The organism is Streptomyces sp. MZ04 (assembly GCF_004684775.1).
Taxonomy (GTDB): Bacteria; Actinomycetota; Actinomycetes; order Streptomycetales; family Streptomycetaceae; genus Streptomyces.
On the sequence record NZ_SRIC01000145.1, the window covers coordinates 1 to 20,208 of the forward strand.

General features: G+C 69.8%; 16 protein-coding genes. 14 read left to right on the top strand and 2 right to left on the bottom strand.

Annotated elements, in window-relative coordinates; all coding sequences use genetic code 11:
- The first annotated feature begins 26 nt into the window (after nt 1–26).
- The 14 genes from E2651_RS26170 (at nt 27) to E2651_RS26240 (ending at nt 16,210) form a co-directional block, all read left to right on the top strand.
- Nucleotides 27–1,997, top strand: coding sequence for a penicillin-binding protein 2 (locus E2651_RS26170; protein WP_135333677.1), 1,971 nt, complete (start codon nt 27–29; stop codon nt 1,995–1,997).
- A gap of 102 nt (nt 1,998–2,099) precedes the next feature.
- The gene (locus E2651_RS26175; protein ID WP_135333678.1) at nt 2,100–3,752 is read left to right on the top strand and encodes a UDP-N-acetylmuramoyl-L-alanyl-D-glutamate--2,6-diaminopimelate ligase; all 1,653 of its coding nucleotides are present in this window, start codon (nt 2,100–2,102) and stop codon (nt 3,750–3,752) included.
- 4 nt (nt 3,753–3,756) lie between these two features.
- Entirely contained in the window at nt 3,757–5,163 is a 1,407-nt protein-coding gene (gene murF, locus E2651_RS26180; RefSeq protein ID WP_135333679.1) for a UDP-N-acetylmuramoyl-tripeptide--D-alanyl-D-alanine ligase, read from the top strand.
- Nucleotides 5,160–6,230 carry a phospho-N-acetylmuramoyl-pentapeptide-transferase gene (gene mraY / locus E2651_RS26185; protein WP_135333680.1) on the top strand — a complete coding sequence of 357 codons (1,071 nt, stop codon included), beginning with the start codon at nt 5,160–5,162 and terminating at the stop codon, nt 6,228–6,230. Before murF ends, mraY begins: the two co-directional genes overlap by 4 nt.
- Nucleotides 6,212–7,639: a UDP-N-acetylmuramoyl-L-alanine--D-glutamate ligase gene (murD, locus tag E2651_RS26190; protein WP_135333681.1), complete on the top strand. Its 1,428-nt coding sequence runs from the start codon at nt 6,212–6,214 to the stop codon at nt 7,637–7,639. Before mraY ends, murD begins: the two co-directional genes overlap by 19 nt.
- 80 nt (nt 7,640–7,719) lie before the next feature.
- Nucleotides 7,720–9,042, top strand: a complete 1,323-nt coding sequence (ftsW, locus tag E2651_RS26195; RefSeq protein ID WP_135333682.1) for a putative lipid II flippase FtsW — start codon at nt 7,720–7,722, stop codon at nt 9,040–9,042.
- Nucleotides 9,043–9,048: 6 nt separating this feature from the next.
- Nucleotides 9,049–10,143 carry an undecaprenyldiphospho-muramoylpentapeptide beta-N-acetylglucosaminyltransferase gene (murG, locus tag E2651_RS26200; RefSeq protein WP_135333683.1) on the top strand — a complete coding sequence of 365 codons (1,095 nt, stop codon included), beginning with the start codon at nt 9,049–9,051 and terminating at the stop codon, nt 10,141–10,143.
- Nucleotides 10,144–10,178: 35 nt separating this feature from the next.
- Nucleotides 10,179–10,976 (top strand): FtsQ-type POTRA domain-containing protein, encoded by a 798-nt coding sequence (locus E2651_RS26205; RefSeq protein ID WP_135333684.1) that lies wholly within the window; start codon nt 10,179–10,181, stop codon nt 10,974–10,976.
- A gap of 274 nt (nt 10,977–11,250) precedes the next feature.
- Nucleotides 11,251–12,474: a cell division protein FtsZ gene (gene ftsZ / locus E2651_RS26215; RefSeq protein WP_135333685.1), complete on the top strand. Its 1,224-nt coding sequence runs from the start codon at nt 11,251–11,253 to the stop codon at nt 12,472–12,474.
- On the top strand, nt 12,471–13,202 hold the full coding sequence (pgeF, locus tag E2651_RS26220; RefSeq protein ID WP_135333686.1) for a peptidoglycan editing factor PgeF: 732 nt from the start codon (nt 12,471–12,473) through the stop codon (nt 13,200–13,202). The genes ftsZ and pgeF overlap by 4 nt, the downstream gene beginning before the upstream one ends.
- Nucleotides 13,203–13,208: 6 nt before the next feature.
- Nucleotides 13,209–13,928: a YggS family pyridoxal phosphate-dependent enzyme gene (locus tag E2651_RS26225; protein WP_209446241.1), complete on the top strand. Its 720-nt coding sequence runs from the start codon at nt 13,209–13,211 to the stop codon at nt 13,926–13,928.
- 124 nt (nt 13,929–14,052) lie between these two features.
- Entirely contained in the window at nt 14,053–14,697 is a 645-nt protein-coding gene (sepF, locus tag E2651_RS26230) for a cell division protein SepF (protein ID WP_135333688.1), read from the top strand.
- A gap of 72 nt (nt 14,698–14,769) precedes the next feature.
- The gene (locus E2651_RS26235; RefSeq protein ID WP_030783884.1) at nt 14,770–15,060 is read left to right on the top strand and encodes a YggT family protein; all 291 of its coding nucleotides are present in this window, start codon (nt 14,770–14,772) and stop codon (nt 15,058–15,060) included.
- A gap of 46 nt (nt 15,061–15,106) precedes the next feature.
- Complete coding sequence (locus tag E2651_RS26240) at nt 15,107–16,210, top strand: DivIVA domain-containing protein (protein WP_135333689.1); 1,104 nt, start codon at nt 15,107–15,109, stop codon at nt 16,208–16,210.
- A 201-nt stretch (nt 16,211–16,411) separates the two neighbouring features.
- Here the strand turns inward: E2651_RS26240 and ileS are convergent, their stop codons facing one another.
- Nucleotides 16,412–19,558 (bottom strand): isoleucine--tRNA ligase, encoded by a 3,147-nt coding sequence (ileS, locus tag E2651_RS26245; protein WP_135333690.1) that lies wholly within the window; start codon nt 19,556–19,558, stop codon nt 16,412–16,414.
- A 362-nt stretch (nt 19,559–19,920) separates the two neighbouring features.
- Nucleotides 19,921–20,112 (bottom strand): DUF1059 domain-containing protein, encoded by a 192-nt coding sequence (locus E2651_RS26255; RefSeq protein ID WP_135333691.1) that lies wholly within the window; start codon nt 20,110–20,112, stop codon nt 19,921–19,923.
- Nucleotides 20,113–20,208: the final 96 nt, after the last annotated feature.

Genomic DNA, 20,208 nt, shown 5'->3' on the forward strand with positions numbered 1-20,208 from the left:
CCCACGATCTCCGGCAGGTGACGTAAGTGACGGACCGCCAACCCCCGCGGCGCAGGGTGCCGGGCCCCGCGAAGCCCTCGCGCCCCGCACGCCCCGGCGCCCCGCGCAGTCCGGGACGGGGCTCGCCGGGGGACCGCCCGGCCGCCCGCCGCCCGCGCCCGGCAGCGCCCAAGCCCCGCACCATCCGGCTCGGCAGCCCGCGGCCCCGTCTGCGGATGGTGAGCCTCGGCCTGACCCTGGTGATGCTGGCCTTCGTCGTACGCCTTCTCCAGGTGCAGGCGGTCGACGCCAGCGCGTACACCGCCAAGGCCGAGAAGAACCGCTACTTCAGCCATGTCCTGGCCGCCGAGCGCGGCGGCATCACCGACCGCAGCGGTGTCGAACTGGCCGCGAGCGTCGACGCGTACGACATCACGGCCGACCCCACGATGTTCACCGCGAAGGAGATGGGCATCAAGGACGCGCCCGAGCAGGCGGCCGCGCTCCTCGCCCCGATCCTCGACAAGGACACCGACGAACTCACCGAGCGGCTCGAGAAGCCGAACACGCGCTACGTCCTGCTCGCCCGCCGGCAGACCCCGCAGGCCTGGAAGCAGATCAAGGAGCTGCGCAGCACGCTCGCCGAGAAGGCCCGCGCCGACAAGACCACCAAGAACGTCCTCGCGGGCGTCTTCCAGGACCCCAGCAGCAAGCGCGTGTACCCGAACGACACCCTGGCCGCCGGGATACTGGGCTGGGTCAACGCCGACGGCAAGGGCGCGGGCGGCCTGGAGCAGCAGCTGAACAAGGACCTCGCGGGCAAGGACGGCAAGATCAGGTACGCCCAGTCCGGCGGCCGCCAGGTGCCGACGGCGGGCTCCACGGAGACGCCCGCCGTGCCCGGATCCGACGTCGAGCTCACCATCGACCGCGACATCCAGTGGGCCGCGCAGAACGCCATCTCCCAGCAGGTCGAGAAGTCTCAGGCGGACCGCGGCTATGTGATGGTCCAGGACAACCAGACCGGCGAGATCCTGGCGATGGCCAACTCCCCGGGCTTCGACCCGAACGACCTCTCGCAGGCCGACGGCGCGGCGATGGGCAACGCCGCGCTCCAGGACGCGTTCGAGCCGGGCTCCACCGCCAAGATCATGTCGATGGCGGCGGTCCTGGAGGAGAACGCGGCCACGCCCGGCACGCACGTGACGGTCCCCAACCGGCTGCACCGCGGCGACCGGCTCTTCCAGGACGACGTCGACCACCCGACCTGGCATCTGACGCTCAACGGCGTGCTCGCCAAGTCCTCCAACATCGGCACGATCCTGGCCACCGGCGAACTGGGCAAGACGCAGAAGGAGGCCAACGAGGTCCTCTACTCGTACTTGCGCAAGTTCGGCATCGGCGAGGAGACCGGACTCGGCTTCCCCGGCGAGACGTCCGGCATCCTCGCCCCGGCCGACAAGTGGTCCACCTCGCAGCAGTACACGATCCCGTTCGGCCAGGGCGTCTCGATCAACGCGATGCAGGCGGCCTCCGTCTACTCGACGATCGCCAACGACGGCGTACGCGTCGAGCCCACCCTGGTGCGCGGCACCAAGGGCCCCGACGGCCGCTTCACGCCCGCGCCCAAGCCCAAGAAGACCCGCGTGGTGAGCGAGAAGACCGCGAAGACGGTGGCGCAGATGCTGGAGTCCGTCGTCGACGACGAAGAGGGCACCGGCAACAAGGCCCGCATCCCCGGCTACCGGGTCGCGGGCAAGACCGGTACGGCCAACCGGGTCGACCCCGAGACCGGCCGCTACAAGGGCTACACCTCGTCGTTCGCCGGGTTCGCGCCCGCCGACAAGCCGCGCGTCACCGTCTACTGCGCGATCCAGAACGCCACCAAGGGCAGCTACTTCGGCGGCCAGATCTGCGGCCCCATCTACAAGGAAGTCATGCAGTTCGCCCTGAAGACCCTCCAGGTCCCGCCCACCGGCAAGGGCGCGGCCCGACTGCCCGTCACCTTCGAACCCTGAGCCGACCGAACCCTGAGCCCGACCGAACCCTGAGCCGACCGAACCCTGAGCCCGACCGAACCCTGAGCCCGACCGAACCCTGAGCCCGACCAGGACAAACCCGTGACAACGATCACCCCGACGCCGGGGAACCAGCCCCCGCCACACCGCCCGCTTCGCCCCGCAGGGGGTGCGCCCGGTACGCTCACCGCCGTGCCACACGCTGATCAGTCCCAAACCACCCAGAAGGGCGTTCCCGTGTCATATCCGGGACCGCCACGGCCGGTCCAGGTCGCCGCGACGCCGCTCGCCCGGATCGCCGATCAGCTGGGCGTCGCCGCCCCCGGCACGGGGGAGGTCAGCGGCATCACGCACGACTCCCGCGCGGTCCGCCCCGGCGACATCTACGCCGCCCTGCCCGGTGCCCGGCTGCATGGCGCCGACTTCGTCGCCCAGGCCGCCGACCTCGGCGCCGCCGCGATCCTCACCGACCCGACGGGCGCCGAACGCGCGGCCGCCACGGGCCTGCCGGCCCTGGTCGTCGCCGACCCGCGCGGCGCCATGGGCGAGCTCGCGGCCACGGTGTACGGACATCCGGGGCGCGACCTGCTCCAGATCGGCATCACGGGTACGTCCGGCAAGACCACGACGGCGTACCTCGTCGAGGGCGGTCTCAAGGGCGTGAAGTCGACCGGGCTCATCGGCACGGTCGAGATGCGCATCGGTGACGAGCGGATCAAGTCGGAGCGTACGACCCCTGAAGCCACCGACCTCCAGGCGCTGTTCGCGGTGATGCGCGAGCGCGGCGTCGAGGCGGTCGCCATGGAGGTTTCCTCGCACGCCCTCGTGCTCGGCCGGGTGGACGGCTGCGTCTTCGACGTCGCCGTCTTCAACAACCTCAGCCCGGAGCACATGGAGTTCCACTCCGACATGGAGGACTACTTCCAGGCCAAGGCGCAGCTCTTCACCAAGGAGCGCTCCCGGCTCGGCGTGGTCAACCTCGACGACGAGTACGGCCGCCGGCTCGTCGACGAGTCCGAGGTCCCGGTCGTCACCTTCTCCGCCGAGGGACACCCCGACGCCGACTGGCGCGCGGAGGACGTCGAGGTCACGCCGTTCGACTCCACGTTCGTCGCGATCGGCCCGCAGGGGGAGCGGATCACCGCGAAATCCCCGCTGGCAGGACCGTTCAACGTCGCCAACACCCTCGCCGCGATCGTCTCGCTCGCCGTCGCCGGCATCGACCCGCAGCAGGCCGCCGACGGCGTCGCCGCGGTGCCGGGCGTCCCCGGCCGCCTGGAGCGCATCGACGCGGGCCAGGACTACCTGGCGGTCGTCGACTACGCGCACAAGACGGACGCCGTCGAATCGGTCCTGCGCGCGCTGCGCAAGGTCACCGAGAACAAGCTGCACATCGTCCTCGGCTGCGGCGGCGACCGCGACAAGACCAAGCGGATGCCGATGGGCGCGGCCGCGGCCCGCCTCGCCGACACCGCCGTACTGACCTCCGACAACCCCCGCGGCGAGGACCCCCTCGCGATCCTCGCCACGATGCTCGCGGGCGCCGCCGACGTGCCGGCCCACGAGCGCGGCGAGGTCGCCGTCTTCGAGGACCGCGCCGCCGCCATCCGCGCGGCCGTCGCCCGGGCCGAACCGGGCGACACGGTGCTCGTCGCGGGCAAGGGCCACGAGCAGGGACAGGACATCGCCGGGGTGGTACGTCCCTTCGACGACCGCCAGGTGCTTCGCGAAGCTATCCAGCAAACCCAGGGATGAATTTGTGATCGCCCTCTCCCTCGCCGAGATCGCAGAAGTCGTCGGCGGGCAGACGCACGACATACCGGATCCGTCCGTCCAGGTCACCGGACCGGTCGTCAGGGACTCCCGTGAAGTGGAGCCCGGCAGCCTCTTCGTCGCCTTCGTCGGCGAGCGCGTCGACGGCCACGACTACGCGGCCGCGGTGGTCGAAGCGGGCGCGGCGGCCGTCCTCGCCTCGCGCCCCGTCGGCGTACCCGCCATCGTCGTCGACGACGTACAGACGGCGCTCGGCGCCCTCGCACGGCACGTCGTGGAGCGGCTCGGCGCGACCCTCGTGGCGCTGACCGGCTCCGTCGGCAAGACCAGCTCCAAGGACCTGCTCGCCCAGGTCCTTCGGAGCAAGGCGCCCACGGTCTGGACGCCGGGCTCGCTCAACAACGAGATCGGGCTTCCGCTGACCGCGCTGAGCGCCACCGACGAGACGAAGTTCCTCGTCCTGGAGATGGGCGCCCGCGGCATCGGCCACATCCGCTACCTCACGGGCCTCACCCCGCCGAAGATCGGCCTCGTCCTCAACGTCGGCACCGCCCACATCGGCGAGTTCGGCGGACGCGAGCAGATCGCAGAGGCGAAGGGTGAACTCGTCGAGAGCCTCCCCGCCGACGGCACCGCCGTCCTCAACGCCGACGACCCCCTCGTCCGCGCCATGGCTTCGCGCACGAAGGCGCGCGTCCTGCTCTTCGGAGAGGCCGCCGACGCCGACGTACGCGCCGAAAATGTCCGTCTCACGGAGAACGGACAGCCCGCCTTTACGCTGCACACACCCTCCGGGTGCAGCGACGTGACCTTGCGGCTGTACGGTGAGCACCACGTGTCGAACGCGCTTGCCGCGGCCGCCGTCGCCCATGAGCTGGGCATGTCCGCAGACGAGATCGCCCGCGCGCTCTCCGATGCTGGCACGCTGTCCCGCTGGCGGATGGAGGTCACCGAGCGCCCGGACGGCGTGACGGTCGTCAACGACGCCTACAACGCGAACCCCGAGTCCATGCGAGCCGCCCTGCGCGCGCTCGTGGCCATGGGCAAGGGACGTCGTACGTGGGCGGTGCTCGGTCACATGGCCGAGCTCGGTGACGAGGGGCTCGCCGAACACGACGCGGTCGGACGGCTCGCTGTCCGGCTGAACGTGAGCAAGCTCGTGGCAGTCGGGGGCAGGGAAGCGTCCTGGCTCCAACTGGGCGCATACAACGAGGGTTCGTGGGGTGAGGAGTCGGTGCACGTGTCCGACGCACAGGCGGCGATCGACCTGCTGCGCAGCGAGCTGCGCCCAGGAGACGTCGTGCTGGTGAAGGCGTCCAGATCGGTCGGCCTCGAGAAGGTCGCCGCGGCGCTGTTGGAGAACCACACCGAGGGCGAGGTCTCCGGCCGATGAGGCAGATCCTCTTCGCGGGTGTGATCGGGCTCTTCCTGACCCTGGTCGGAACCCCGCTCCTGATCAAGTTCCTGGCCCGCAAGGGCTATGGCCAGTTCATCCGGGACGACGGCCCGCGCGAGCACCACAGCAAGCGCGGTACGCCGACCATGGGTGGCATCGCCTTCATCCTGGCCACGCTCATCGCGTACTTCCTCACGAAGATCATCACGGGCTCGGAGATGACCCTCTCCGGCGTCCTGGTGCTCTTCCTGATGGCGGGCATGGGCCTCGTCGGCTTCCTCGACGACTACATCAAGATCGTCAAGCAGCGCTCGCTCGGCCTGCGCGCCAAGGCGAAGATGCTCGGCCAGCTGATCGTCGGCATCGGCTTCGCCGTGCTCGCGCTGAACTGGCCGGACAACCGCAACCAGACCCCGGCCTCCACCAAGCTGTCGTTCGTCACGGACTTCGGCTGGTCGATCGGCCCGGTGCTCTTCGTGGCCTGGGCGCTGTTCATGATCCTCGCGATGTCGAACGGCGTGAACCTCACCGACGGCCTCGACGGCCTCGCCACCGGCGCCTCCGTGATGGTCTTCGGCGCGTACACCTTCATCGGTGTCTGGCAGTACCAGGAGTCCTGCGCCAACGCGGTCACGCTGACCAATCCGCAGGCCTGTTTCGAGGTCAGAGACCCACTCGACCTCGCCGTGGTGGCCTCCGCGCTGATGGGTGCCTGCTTCGGCTTCCTGTGGTGGAACACCTCGCCCGCCAAGATCTTCATGGGCGACACCGGCTCGCTCGCCCTCGGCGGCGCGCTCGCCGGCCTCGCGATCTGCTCGCGCACCGAGCTCCTCATCGCGCTCCTCGGCGGCCTGTTCGTCCTGATCACCATGTCCGTCGTGATCCAGGTCGGCTCCTTCAAGATGACCGGCAAGCGGGTCTTCAAGATGGCGCCACTGCAGCACCACTTCGAACTCAAGGGGTGGTCCGAAGTCCTTGTGGTGGTCCGCTTCTGGATCATCCAGGGCATGTGCGTGATCGTCGGTCTCGGCCTCTTCTACGCAGGATGGGCAGCCAAGAAGTGACCAGCTGGCAGGGCAGGAACGTCACCGTCGCGGGGCTCGGCGTGAGCGGCGTCAGCGCCGCCCGCGCCCTGGCCGGCCTCGGCGCCTCGGTGACCGTCGTGGACGGCGGCTCATCGGAGAGCCACCACGAGCGCGCCGCCGCGCTCGAGGCCGAGGGCATCTCCGTACGCCTGGACGACGCCGTCACGCTGCCCGAGGGCACCGACCTGGTCGTCACCTCGCCCGGCTGGAAGCCGGACAGCCCGCTCTTCGCGGCCGCCGCCGCGGCGGGCGTCGACGTCGTCGGCGACGTCGAGATCGCCTGGCACCTGCGCGGCCCGGACGCCGCGCCCTGGCTCGGCATCACGGGCACCAACGGCAAGACCACGACCACGCAGATGCTCGCCTCGATCCTGACGGCGGCAGGCCTGCGCACCGCCGCGGTCGGCAACATCGGAACGCCGATCGTGGACGTGGTCCTCGAGGGCGACGACGCCTACGACGTACTGGCCGTCGAGCTCTCCAGCTACCAGCTGCACTGGGCGCCCTCGCTGCGCGCCCACTCCGCGACGGTCCTCAACCTCGCGCCCGACCACCTCGACTGGCACGGCTCCATGGAGGCGTACGCCGCCGACAAGGGCCGCATCTACGAGGGCAATCAGGTCGCCTGCGTCTACAACGTCGCCGACCCGGCCACCGAGGACCTGGTCCGCGAGGCCGACGTCGAAGAGGGCTGCCGCGCCGTCGGTTTCACGCTGAACGCGCCCGCGCCCTCGCAACTCGGCGTCGTGGACGGCATCCTGGTCGACCGTGCCTTCGTGCCGGACCGCCAGAAGCAGGCCCAGGAGCTCGCCGAGATCTCCGACGTCAAGCCGCCAGCGCCGCACAACATCGCCAACGCGCTGGCCGCGGCCGCTCTCGCGCGCGCCTACGGCGTTCCGGCGACGGCCGTTCGCGACGGTCTGCGCGCCTTCCGTCCGGACGCCCACCGCATCGAGCACGTCGCGGACGTGGCCGAAGTGGCGTACGTCGACGACTCCAAGGCCACCAACACCCACGCCGCCGAAGCCTCGTTGGCCGCGTACGCATCGATCGTCTGGATCGCGGGCGGGCTCGCCAAGGGCGCCACCTTCGACGAGCTGGTCACCAAGTCGGCCAAGCGACTTCGGGGGGTCGTCCTGATCGGCGCCGACCGCGCGCTGATCCGCGAAGCCCTCGCGCGACACGCGCCCGAGGTCCCGGTCGTCGACCTCGACCGGACCGACACTGGGGCGATGTCCGAGGCGGTACGGCAGGCGGCACGGCTCGCCGAGCCGGGGGACACCGTACTGATGGCTCCGGCCTGTGCGTCGATGGACATGTTCACCAACTACAACAAGCGTGGTGACGCGTTCGCGGACGCGGTCCGCGAACTCGGCGCGAGCGCCTGACGCGGACCCCTGTGGTCCGGGGCGCCCGGCACCCGGAGGAGGGCACGTGGCAGCGTCGTCGTGGCTGGGTGGGGGCACCGATGGCCGGCAGTAGCGGGCGCGCGCCCGCGCGGGTGGCCAGACGGCCCGCGCCGGTCCGTTCCACGGGCTCACCGCGCCCGCCGCGGGAGAGTCCCCTGCGGCGGTTCCACACCAGGGCCCGCAAGGCCTGGGACCGGCCGCTGACCGCCTACTACCTCATCCTCGGCAGCAGCCTGCTGCTCACCGTGCTCGGCCTGGTGATGGTCTACTCGGCCTCGATGATCCAGGCGCTGCAGCTCGACCTGCCCGCCTCCTACTTCTTCCGCAAGCAGTTCGTCGCGGCAGTCCTCGGCACGATCCTGCTGCTCGTCGCCATGCGGATGCCCGTCAAGCTGCACCGGGCGCTCGCCTACCCGATCCTCGCCGTGACCGTCTTCCTGATGGTGCTCGTGCAGGTCCCGGGGATAGGGCGCAGCGTCAACGGCAACCAGAACTGGATCTATCTGGGCGGCCCGTTCCAGCTGCAGCCCAGTGAGTTCGGCAAGCTCGCCCTCGTGCTGTGGGGCGCGGACCTCCTTGCCCGCAAACAGGACAAGCGGCTGCTCACGCAGTGGAAGCACATGCTGGTTCCGCTCGTCCCCGTCGCCTTCATGCTGCTCGGACTGATCATGCTGGGCGGCGACATGGGCACGGCGATCATCCTCACCGCGATCCTTTTCGGCCTGCTCTGGCTCGCGGGGGCGCCGACGCGGCTCTTCGCGGGGGTGCTCTCGGTCGCGGCGCTGATCGGTGTGATCCTCATCAAGACCAGCCCCAACCGGATGGCGAGGCTCGCCTGTATCGGCGCGACCGATCCGGGTCCCGGCGACCAGTGCTGGCAGGCCGTGCACGGGATCTATGCCCTGGCTTCGGGCGGATTCTTCGGTTCCGGTCTGGGCGCGAGTGTGGAAAAATGGGGTCAACTGCCGGAACCGCACACCGACTTCATCTTCGCCATCACGGGGGAGGAACTCGGCCTGGCGGGGACACTGTCGGTGCTCGCTCTGTTCGCGGCTCTAGGCTATGCGGGTATCCGCGTGGCCGGACGCACGGAGGACCCCTTCGTGAGGTATGCCGCGGGAGGCGTGACCACCTGGATCACGGCGCAGGCCGTGATCAATGTCGGTGCGGTGCTCGGTCTGCTGCCGATCGCCGGTGTCCCGCTCCCGCTGTTCTCCTACGGGGGTTCGGCCCTGCTGCCGACCATGTTCGCCATCGGGCTCCTCATCGCTTTCGCGCGATCGGACCCCGCGGCGAAGGCGGCCCTTGCCATGCGGCAACCTCGGGTGAGATGGAACACGATGAGACGGCGCGTCAAGGCGCGTTCGTCCGGAGAGCGGTGAATTTCGGTGCATGTCGTACTCGCCGGTGGGGGGACCGCCGGCCACATCGAGCCCGCGCTCGCCCTCGCGGACGCCCTGCGGAGGCAGGACCCGACCGTGGGCATCACGGCCCTGGGCACGGAGCGTGGACTCGAGACCCGACTCGTACCCGAGCGCGGTTACGAACTCGCGCTGATCCCCGCGGTACCGCTGCCGCGCAAGCCCACCCCTGAGCTGATCACCGTCCCGGGACGGCTGCGCGGCACGATCAAGGCGGCCGAGCAGATCCTGGAGCGGACGAAGGCGGACTGCGTGGTCGGCTTCGGCGGCTATGTCGCGCTGCCGGGGTACCTCGCGGCCAAGCGGACCGGGACGCCGATCGTCGTGCACGAGGCCAACGCCCGTCCCGGCCTCGCCAACAAGATCGGTTCGCGGTACGCCCACGGGGTGGCCGTCGCCACCCCCGACAGCAAGCTGCGCAACTCCCGCTACATCGGCATCCCGTTGCGGCACACGATCGCCACGCTCGACCGGGCCCGGGTCCGCCCGGAGGCGCGCGCCGCCTTCGGTCTCGACCCCAACCTGCCGACGCTGCTCGTCTCCGGCGGCTCGCAGGGCGCCCGGCGGCTCAACGAGGTCGTCCAGCAGATCGCTCCGGTCCTTCAGCGCGCGGGCATCCAGATCCTGCACGCGGTCGGCCCGAAGAACGAAATGCCGTACGTCGAGAACATGCCCGGTATGCCGCCCTACATCCCGGTACCGTACGTGGACCGGATGGACCTCGCGTACGCCGCTGCCGACATGATGCTCTGCCGCGCGGGCGCGATGACCGTCGCCGAACTCTCCGCCGTCGGGCTGCCGGCCGCGTACGTCCCGCTGCCCATCGGCAACGGCGAACAGCGGCTGAACGCCCAGCCGGTGGTCAAGGCGGGCGGTGGACTCCTCGTCGACGACGCCGAGCTGACGCCCGAGTGGGTCCAGGGCAACGTGCTCCCGGTGCTCGCCGATCCGCACCGGCTGTACGAGATGTCCCGCGCCGCCTCGGAGTTCGGCCGCAGGGACGCCGACGACCTCCTCGTCGGCATGGTGTACGAGGCGATCGCCTCACGCCATCACGCGTGAGCAGGTGCTAGAAGGCACCTAGAAGGCAGGGGACCGTGGCCGGACCGACCACCGCCGAACGGCAGAAGACTGCTGATGGTGGGTCCCGCCCGCCCCGCCCGCCGCGCTCCCGCGTGCGCCTGCCGCGGACGCGCACCCTCGTCCTCTCGCTGATCGCACTCGTGCTGATCGGCGCGGGGGTTGTCTGGGCGCTCTACGGCTCGCAGTGGCTGCGCGTGGAGCGCGTGACGACTTCGGGGACGCGGGTGCTCACGCCCGAGAAGGTGCGCGAGGCGGCCGCCGCCCCGGTCGGGGAACCGCTCATTTCGGTCGACACCGACGCCATCGAGGACCGGCTGCGGAAGAAACTTCCGCGTATCGACTCGGTCGAGGTCGTCCGTTCCTGGCCGCACGGAATCGGTCTGAAAGTGACCGAACGCAAGCCGGTGCTGCTTATCGAAAAGGGCGGAAAGTTCATCGAAGTGGACGCCAAGGGAGTGCGATTCGCCACGGTCCGGCACGCGCCGAAGGGCGTTCCGCTCCTGGAATTGATGCCGGATCAGGAGAGCGCCGCGGCGAGTCTGCGCCGTTTCGACGGCGACCGACTGCGGCGCGAGGCCGTACGCGTCGCGGGCGCCCTGCCTGCGGCGACGGCCCGCGATACGCGGGCCGTCAAGGTCCGTTCGTACGACTCCATCTCACTGGAGTTGAGGGGCGGGCGGACCGTGGACTGGGGCAGCGGCGAGAAGGGCCGCGCGAAGGCGAGCACACTCACCGCCCTGATGAAAGCCGCCCCCAAGGCACGGCACTTCGATGTGAGTGTTCCCACCGCCCCTGCGTCATCGGCGAGTTGACGCATATCGCCGCAGGCCAGCACCCTGGTTCGGCAGCGCTATGGCTGATCACATAGGGTGAAAAGAAAAACGGGAGGTTCGGCGTGTTCGTTGAACGTGCGCCACTTGTCGACTTAGTGTCCTGTTCGGAGAGTCCAAGGAACAGACACACTGGTAACCCTAAACTTCAGCGTTAGGGTTCGGGTCGGCGTTCGGACCGTCCCATTCGGCATCAGTCGTCGCGGCGCGAGACCGCGAGGCGGCGACACGTAACTCGAGGCGAGAGGCCTTCGACGTGGCAGCACCGCAGAACTACCTCGCAGTCATCAAAGTCATCGGTGTCGGCGGCGGTGGTGTCAATGCCATCAACCGGATGATCGAGGTCGGTCTCAAGGGCGTCGAGTTCATCGCCATCAACACCGACGCGCAAGCCCTGTTGATGAGCGACGCCGACGTCAAGCTCGACGTCGGCCGTGAACTCACCCGTGGACTCGGCGCCGGAGCGAACCCGGCAGTCGGCCGCAAGGCGGCCGAGGATCACCGTGAGGAGATCGAGGAGGTCCTCAAGGGGGCCGACATGGTCTTCGTCACCGCCGGCGAAGGCGGCGGCACCGGCACCGGCGGCGCACCTGTCGTCGCCAACATCGCACGCTCCCTGGGCGCCCTGACCATCGGCGTCGTCACCCGGCCGTTCACCTTCGAGGGCCGTCGTCGCGCCAACCAGGCCGAGGACGGCATCGCGGAGCTGCGCGAAGAGGTCGACACCCTCATCGTCATCCCCAACGACCGGCTCCTGTCCATCTCGGACCGCCAGGTCTCCGTCCTCGACGCCTTCAAGTCGGCGGACCAGGTCCTGCTCTCCGGTGTCCAGGGCATCACCGACCTGATCACCACCCCGGGTCTGATCAACCTCGACTTCGCCGACGTCAAGTCGGTCATGTCCGAGGCGGGTTCGGCCCTCATGGGCATCGGCTCGGCGCGCGGCGACGACCGCGCGGTGGCCGCCGCCGAGATGGCGATCTCCTCGCCGCTCCTCGAGGCGTCCATCGACGGAGCGCGGGGCGTCCTGCTCTCCATCTCCGGCGGCTCCGACCTCGGCCTCTTCGAGATCAACGAAGCGGCCCAACTGGTCAGCGAGGCCGCCCACCCGGAGGCCAACATCATCTTCGGCGCCGTCATCGACGACGCCCTGGGCGACGAGGTCAGGGTCACCGTCATCGCGGCGGGCTTCGACGGCGGTCAGCCGCCGTCCAAGCGGGACAACGTCCTCGGCTCGGCATCGGCCAAGCGTGACGAGCAGCCGGCCCCGGCCCCGGCGGCCCGCCCCGCCGAGTCCCGCCCGGCCTACGGCGGCCTCGGCAGCGTCACGCGCGACGAGCCGTCGACCCCGGAGCCCGTGGAGACGGCCCCGGCCAACGAGGCCCCGGCCGCGCCGGCCACCGCGCCGCACGTTCCGCCGGCCCGTCCGTACCAGGACAGCCAGGCCGAAGAGCTGGACGTGCCGGACTTCCTGAAGTGATAAGCCGGCACAGCACCGTGAGCGGCGCGCACTTCGCCTTCACCGACAGGTGGGGCGGGGTGAGCGCCGTTCCGTACGAGGAGCTCAACCTCGGCGGGGCGGTCGGCGACGACCCGCAGGCCGTACGCACCAACCGCGACCTGGCCGCCAAGTCCCTCGGGATCGACGCGGCCCGGGTCGTCTGGATGAACCAGGTGCACGGCCCGGATGTCGCCGTGGTCGACGGCCCCTGGGGCGCCGAAGCCGAGCTCCCCGCGGTCGACGCCGTGGTGACCGCACGCCGGGGCCTGGCCCTCGCGGTCCTCACCGCCGACTGCACACCCGTCCTGCTCGCCGACCCGGTCGCCAAGGTCGCGGCCGCGGCGCACGCCGGGCGGCCCGGGATGATCGCCGGGGTCGTCCCCGCAGCCGTCGAGGCGATGGTGCGGCTGGGCGCGGACCCGGCCCGCATCGTCGCCCGCACGGGGCCCGCCGTCTGCGGGCGCTGCTACGAAGTACCGGAGGCGATGCGTGCCGACGTCGCCGCCGTGGAGCCCGCGGCGTACGCCGAGACGAGCTGGGGCACGCCGGCGGTCGATGTGACCGCGGGGGTGCACGCCCAGCTGGAGCGGCTCGGGGTGCGCGACCGGGAGCAGTCGCCGGTGTGCACCCTGGAATCCGGTGACCACTTCTCGTACCGCCGCGACCGGACCACCGGTCGTCTCGCGGGCTATGTCTGGCTGGACTGATTGCACATGACGGACCGTAAGTCTCAACTCGCCGCAAATCTGGCGGAGGTCGAGGAGCGCATCGCAGCGGCGTGCGCGGCGGCCGGGCGCAAGCGGGAGGAGGTGACCCTGATCGTGGTCACCAAGACCTATCCCGCGAGCGATGTGCGGATCCTGTCGGAACTCGGTGTGCGCCACGTCGCCGAGAACCGCGACCAGGACGCGGCCCCCAAGGCCGCCGACTGCTCGGATCTGCCCCTTACTTGGCACTTTGTCGGTCAGCTGCAGACCAACAAGGTCCGTTCCGTGGCCAGTTATGCCGATGTGGTGCAGTCCGTGGACCGTCCCAAGCTCGTCACGGCCCTGTCGACGGCCGCGGTGGGCGCGGAGCGGGATCTGGGCTGTCTGATCCAGGTCGCGCTCGACGCCGAGGAGAACGGGCGGGGTGAGCGCGGGGGCGTAGGGCCTGGCGGAATCGAAGAGTTGGCCGGACTCGTGGCGGAAGCTCCCGGACTGCGGCTCGACGGTCTGATGACCGTCGCGCCGCTCACCGGACCGTACGCGGGACGGCAACAGGCGGCGTTCGAGCGGCTGATGGAATTCTCAACCCTTATGCGCGCGGCTCATCCTGCTGCGAACATGGTGTCGGCAGGGATGAGTGCGGACCTCGAACAGGCCGTTGCGGCCGGAGCGACACATGTGCGCGTCGGTACGGCGGTACTCGGAGTCCGACCCGGGCTCGGGTAACGTCGCCAAGAAGTCGGACCACAGCAGAAAATATGGTCATTCTCGCTGTTGGGCGGGGATACCTCGTGGATCTCGGGCAGTTGGTGACGACAGCCGATCCACCACAGAGCGGAGGACTCAGAGCATGGCCGGCGCGATGCGCAAGATGGCGGTCTACCTCGGCCTCGTGGAGGACGATGGGTACGACGGTCCGGGGTTCGACCCCGATGACGAGTTCGAACCCGAGCCGGAGCCCGAGCGGGACCGCCGGCGGCACGAGCCGCCACATCAGTCGCACCAGTCCCGCCAGGCGCATGTGTCTGATCGGGACGAATCGGTACGAGTGGTACAACCCCCCGCTCAGCGTGAGCCGGTCGCCCATTCCGCTTCGGTACCCGCCGAATCCGGACGTCCGGCACGTATCGCCCCCGTGGCATCCATCACACCTGAACGCCAGAGCCTGGAGAAGAACGCACCGGTGATCATGCCCAAGGTCGTGTCCGAGCGGGAGCCCTACCGCATCACCACGCTGCACCCGCGGACGTACAACGAGGCCCGTACCATCGGGGAACACTTCCGCGAAGGCACTCCGGTGATCATGAATCTGACCGAGATGGACGACACGGATGCGAAGCGACTTGTCGACTTTGCCGCCGGTCTGGTGTTCGGTCTGCATGGCAGCATTGAGCGAGTGACGCAGAAGGTGTTCCTGTTGTCGCCTGCTAACGTCGATGTAACGGCGGAGGACAAGGCTCGCATCGCAGAGGGCGGGTTCTTCAACCAGAGCTGAGATGTAGTAGTTGCTGTAGCCGCAGTACTGGAACGACGAAGCACGAGTAACAGGGGAGAGGGAACCGCGAACATGAGCGTGGTCTTGCAGGTGCTTTACATCGCGCTGATGTGTTTCCTCATCGTGCTGATCTTCCGGTTGGTCATGGACTACGTCTTCCAGTTCGCCCGCTCATGGCAACCCGGCAAGGCGATGGTGGTCGTTCTGGAGGCCACTTACACTGTCACTGATCCACCGCTCAAGCTTCTGCGGCGGTTCATTCCGCCGCTGCGTCTCGGGGGCGTGGCGCTCGACTTGTCCTTCTTCGTACTGATGATCATCGTCTACATCCTGATCACCGTCGTCAGGTCGGTGTCTGTGTGAACGATACGGTCTTGCCGAATGCCGACGATTACGTTGAGGTGAAGAGATGCCGTTGACCCCCGAGGACGTGCGGAACAAGCAGTTCACGACCGTCCGCCTCCGAGAAGGCTATGACGAGGACGAGGTCGATGCCTTCCTCGACGAGGTCGAAGCCGAACTGACCCGCTTGCTCCGCGAGAACGAGGACCTGCGCGCCAAACTGGCCGCCGCGACCCGTGCCGCTGCACAGAACCAGCAGCAGGGCGGGATGCGCAAGGGTCCCGACGGGCCGCAGGACCAGCGCGGTCCCGGCGCCCCGGTGCCCGCCGCAATATCGGGCCCGCAGCCGGTGCCGCCGCAGCAGCAGCACCCGCAGCACCAGCAGCAGATGGGCGGCCCGCCGCAGCTGCCCGGTGGCGCACCGCAGCTGCCCGCAGGCCCCAGTGGGCACGGCCCGCAGGGTGTTCCGCAGGGTCCCGGCCCGATGGGTCAGGGCGGTCCGATGGGTGGCCCGATGGGCGGTCCCATGGGCGGCCACGGCCCGCAGATGCCGCAGCCCGGTCAGGGCCCCGGCGGCGACAGCGCCGCTCGTGTGCTCTCCCTTGCCCAGCAGACCGCCGACCAGGCGATCGCGGAGGCCCGTTCCGAGGCCAACAAGATCGTCGGCGAGGCCCGTTCGCGTGCCGAGGGCCTCGAGCGTGACGCCCGTGCCAAGGCCGACGCCCTGGAGCGGGACGCGCAGGAGAAGCACCGCGTCGCGATGGGCTCCCTGGAGTCCGCCCGCGCCACGCTGGAGCGCAAGGTCGAGGACCTGCGCGGCTTCGAGCGCGAGTACCGCACGCGTCTGAAGTCCTACCTGGAGTCGCAGCTCCGTCAGCTGGAGACCCAGGCCGACGACTCGCTGGCTCCGCCGCGGACCCCGGCGACGGCCTCCCTTCCGCCGTCCCCGGCGCCCTCCATGGCTCCGGCCGGCGCGGGTGCCCCGTCCTACGGCGGCAACCAGTCGATGGGCGGCAACCAGCCCGCGGGCGGCCCGTCCTACGGCGGCCAGCAGCAGATGTCCCCGGCGATGACCCAGCCGATGGCGCCGGTGCGGCCGCAGGGTCCGCAGCCGATGCAGCAGGCTCCGTCGCCGATGCGTGGCTTCCTCATCGACGAGGACGACAACTGACGGGCACTTCCACGCCGTAGGCGTCGGCAGCGTTCAGGGCGGGGCCCCCAGATTCTCTGGGGGCCCCGCCCTTTTGCGTACGCGGTCGTAGTCGCCGGGGGTGAGTGCAGAAACGTTCATCTGTGCGTGGGTACGCAACGCCGAAGGCCCGGCCCCGCCAAGATCTTTGGCGGGGCCGGGCCTTCGGCGTCGTTCGGTTGGTTACGCCTTGCGGAGGCGGAACGTCAGGGACAGGGACTCGTCCGTGAACGTGTCGCCGTACGTGTCGTCCGCCTGACCCTGCCCGAAGTCCGTGGCGAGGACCTCGTCCGCGATCAGGTCGGCGTGGTCGGACAGGGCCGTGATCACTGCCGGGTCCGTGGAGGTCCAGCGCAGGGCGATCCGGTCCGCGACGTCCAGGCCGCTGTTCTTGCGGGCCTCCTGGATCAGGCGGATCGCGTCGCGGGCGAGTCCTGCCCGGCGCAGCTCCTCCGTGATCTCCAGGTCCAGAGCGACGGTGGCACCGGAGTCGGAGGCCACCGACCAGCCCTCGCGCGGGGTCTCCGTGATGATGACCTCATCCGGGGCCAGCGTCACCGTCTCGCCGTCGACCTCGACCGACGCCGTGCCCTCGCGCAGGGCCAGGGACAGCGCCGCCGCGTCGGCGTCGGCGACGGCCTTGGCGACCGCCTGGACGCCCTTGCCGAAGCGCTTGCCCAGAGCGCGGAAGTTGGCCTTCGCGGTCGTGTCGACCAGTGAGCCGCCGACTTCGGAGAGCGACGCCAGGGAGGAGACGTTGAGCTCCTCCGTGATCTGGGCGTGCAGCTCCGGGTTGAGCGACTCGAAGCCCGTGGCCGCGATCAGGGCGCGGGAGAGCGGCTGGCGGGTCTTGACGCCCGACTCCGCGCGCGTGGCACGGCCCAGCTCGACCAGGCGGCGCACCAGCACCATCTGCCTCGACAGGTCCGGGTCGATCGCCGACAGGTCGGCCTCGGGCCAGGACGTCAGGTGGACCGACTCCGGGGCGTCCGGGGTGACCGGCACCACCAGGTCCTGCCAGACGCGCTCCGTGATGAACGGCGTCAGGGGGGCCATGAGACGGGTGACCGTCTCCAGGACCTCGTGCAGGGTGCGCAGGGCCGCCTTGTCGCCCTGCCAGAAGCGGCGGCGGGAGCGGCGTACGTACCAGTTGGAGAGGTTGTCGACGAACGTGGACAGGAGCTTGCCCGCGCGCTGGGTGTCGTAGCCCTCCAGGGCCTGGGTGACCTGGTCGGTCAGCGCGTGCAGCTCGCTGAGCAGCCAGCGGTCCAGGAGGGGCCGCTCCGCGGGCGCCGGGTCGGCGTCGCTGGGGGCCCACTTCGACGTACGGGCGTACAGGGCCTGGAAGGCGACCGTGTTCCAGTACGTGAGGAGCGTCTTGCGGACGACCTCCTGGATGGTGCCGTGGCCCACGCGGCGGGCCGCCCACGGGGAGCCGCCGGCCGCCATGAACCAGCGCACGGCGTCGGCGCCGTGCTGGTCCATCAGCGGGATCGGCTGGAGGGTGTTGCCCAGGTGCTTGGACATCTTGCGGCCGTCCTCGGCGAGGATGTGGCCGAGGCAGACCACGTTCTCGTACGACGACTTGTCGAAGACGAGCGTGCCCACCGCCATGAGCGTGTAGAACCAGCCGCGGGTCTGGTCGATGGCCTCCGAGATGAACTGCGCCGGGTAGCGGCTCTCGAAGAGTTCCTTGTTCTTGTGCGGGTACCCCCACTGCGCGAACGGCATCGAACCCGAGTCGTACCAGGCGTCGATGACCTCCGGCACGCGCGTGGCCGTGCTTGCGCAGCCTTCCTGGGGGCAGTCGAAGGTGACCGCGTCGATGTACGGGCGGTGCGGGTCGAGCTCCGACTGGTCGGTGCCCGTCAGGTCGGAGAGCTCGGCGCGCGAGCCCACGCACGTCAAGTGGCCTTCCTCGCAGCGCCAGATGGGCAGCGGCGTGCCCCAGTAGCGGTTGCGGGACAGCGCCCAGTCGACGTTGTTGGTCAGCCAGTCGCCGAAGCGGCCGTGCTTGACCGAGTCGGGGAACCAGTTGGTCTTCTCGTTCTCCTGGAGGAGACGGTCCTTGATGGCCGTGGTGCGGATGTACCAGGACGGCTGCGCGTAGTAGAGGAGCGCCGTGTGGCAGCGCCAGCAGTGCGGATAGCTGTGCTCGTACGCGATGTGCTTGAAGAGCAGACCGCGGCTCTCGAGGTCCTCGGTCAGCTTTTCGTCGGCCTTCTTGAAGAAGACACCGCCTACGAGCGGGACGTCCTCTTCGAAGGTGCCGTCGGGACGGACCGGGTTCACGACCGGGAGGCCGTAGGAGCGGCAGACCTTGAGGTCGTCCTCACCGAAGGCGGGGGACTGGTGGACCAGACCGGTGCCGTCCTCGGTGGTCACGTAGTCGGCGTTGACCACGAAGTGGGCCGGGGCCGGGAACTCCACGAGCTCGAAGGGGCGTTGGTAGTTCCAACGCTCCATCTCGGCGCCCGTGAACGTCTGGCCGGTGGTCTCCCATCCCTCGCCGAGAGCCTTCTCGACGAGCGGCTCGGCGACCACGAGCTTCTCTTCGCCGTTCGTCGCGACGACGTACGTGACGTCGGGGTGCGCGGCGACGGCGGTGTTGGAGACGAGGGTCCACGGAGTGGTCGTCCACACCAGGAGGGCGGCTTCGCCCGCGAGGGGACCGGAGGTGAGCGGGAAGCGCACGAAGACGGACGGGTCGACGACCGTCTCGTAGCCCTGCGCCAGTTCGTGGTCGGAGAGGCCGGTGCCGCAGCGGGGGCACCAGGGGGCGACGCGGTGGTCCTGGACCAGGAGGTCCTTGTTGAAGATCTCCTTCAGGGACCACCAGACCGATTCGATGTACTCGGGGTTCATCGTGCGGTACGCGCCGTCGAGGTCGGTCCAGTACCCCATGCGGGTCGTGAGATCGGCGAAGGCGTCGGTGTGCCGGGTCACGGACTCGCGGCACTTGGCGTTGAACTCGGCGATGCCGTACGCCTCGATGTCCTTCTTGCCGTTGAACCCGAGCTCCTTCTCGACCGCGAGCTCGACCGGCAGGCCGTGGCAGTCCCAGCCGGCCTTGCGGGCGACGTGGTAGCCCCGCATGGTGCGGAAGCGCGGGAAGACGTCCTTGAAGACGCGGGCCTCGATGTGGTGGGCGCCCGGCATGCCGTTGGCGGTGGGCGGGCCCTCGTAGAACACCCACTCGGGGCGGCCCTCGGACTGCTCGAGGCTCTTGGCGAAGATCTTCTGCTCGTCCCAGAACTCGAGCACGGCGTGCTCGAGGGCGGGCAGGTCGACCTGGGCGGGCACCTGGCGGTACTGCGGCTGCGTGTTCAACGCGCTTCCTCCGGCGGACGATTCCGTTCCGTCGGAGGGACGAGAGCCGCTTGCAGCGCTCCCGCGGTACCACCCTCCTTGGCCTTCCGAATGCGCCGGGCGCACGGGAAAGCCCCCTCATTGGGGTCGCGATGCCGGGTCTACTGGCCTGTGCGGAGGCTTCGGCCTTCTTCCGGCGGCTCCGGGGTGATCTTCACGTCGCGCCTGCCCCCGGGCTCACACCGTCCCCGGGTCGCTCATGGCCGCGTACGCCGCTACTCGTCCCCATCCACGCTTCTCGCTCCGCCCAGTGTACGGGGCCGTGGCCGACCCGGCCGACCGGTTAATCGCGGCGTGCGGCCCGGAGGTGCCAGGAGGCCCTTCTAGGCGTGCTGGGGGACCTCGTCCTTGAGGGAGTCACGGATCATCTTCCGCAGCTCGGGGCCGTCCGTGTGTCCGTGGACGGACACGGCGTGCTCGCTGGCCGCGCGGACCACTTCTTCCTCTTCGCCGGAGATGGCGAGGGTGCAGTGGGTCTCGCTCGGGAGTTCGCGGCAGTCGGTGACTTTACGCATGGCGCACCTTCCTAGCTTCGTCCCAGTTTATGCCCGCATGGCGGACTGAGGGGGATTCGTGCCCGATGTGCGGGCGGTGCGGGCGGGGGCCGGCGG

What these genes read in the sequence shown, in the direction of transcription:
- mraY (WP_135333680.1), top strand. Translation starts at nt 5,160, where the DNA reads ATGAGGCAGATCCTCTTCGCGGGTGTGATCGGGCTCTTCCTGACCCTG.
- murD (WP_135333681.1), top strand. Translation starts at nt 6,212, where the DNA reads ATGGGCAGCCAAGAAGTGACCAGCTGGCAGGGCAGGAACGTCACCGTC.
- ftsW (WP_135333682.1), top strand. Translation starts at nt 7,720, where the DNA reads ATGGCCGGCAGTAGCGGGCGCGCGCCCGCGCGGGTGGCCAGACGGCCC.
- E2651_RS26225 (WP_209446241.1), top strand. Translation starts at nt 13,209, where the DNA reads ATGACGGACCGTAAGTCTCAACTCGCCGCAAATCTGGCGGAGGTCGAG.
- sepF (WP_135333688.1), top strand. Translation starts at nt 14,053, where the DNA reads ATGGCCGGCGCGATGCGCAAGATGGCGGTCTACCTCGGCCTCGTGGAG.
- E2651_RS26235 (WP_030783884.1), top strand. Translation starts at nt 14,770, where the DNA reads ATGAGCGTGGTCTTGCAGGTGCTTTACATCGCGCTGATGTGTTTCCTC.
- E2651_RS26240 (WP_135333689.1), top strand. Translation starts at nt 15,107, where the DNA reads ATGCCGTTGACCCCCGAGGACGTGCGGAACAAGCAGTTCACGACCGTC.
- E2651_RS26255 (WP_135333691.1), bottom strand. Translation starts at nt 20,112, where the DNA reads ATGCGTAAAGTCACCGACTGCCGCGAACTCCCGAGCGAGACCCACTGC.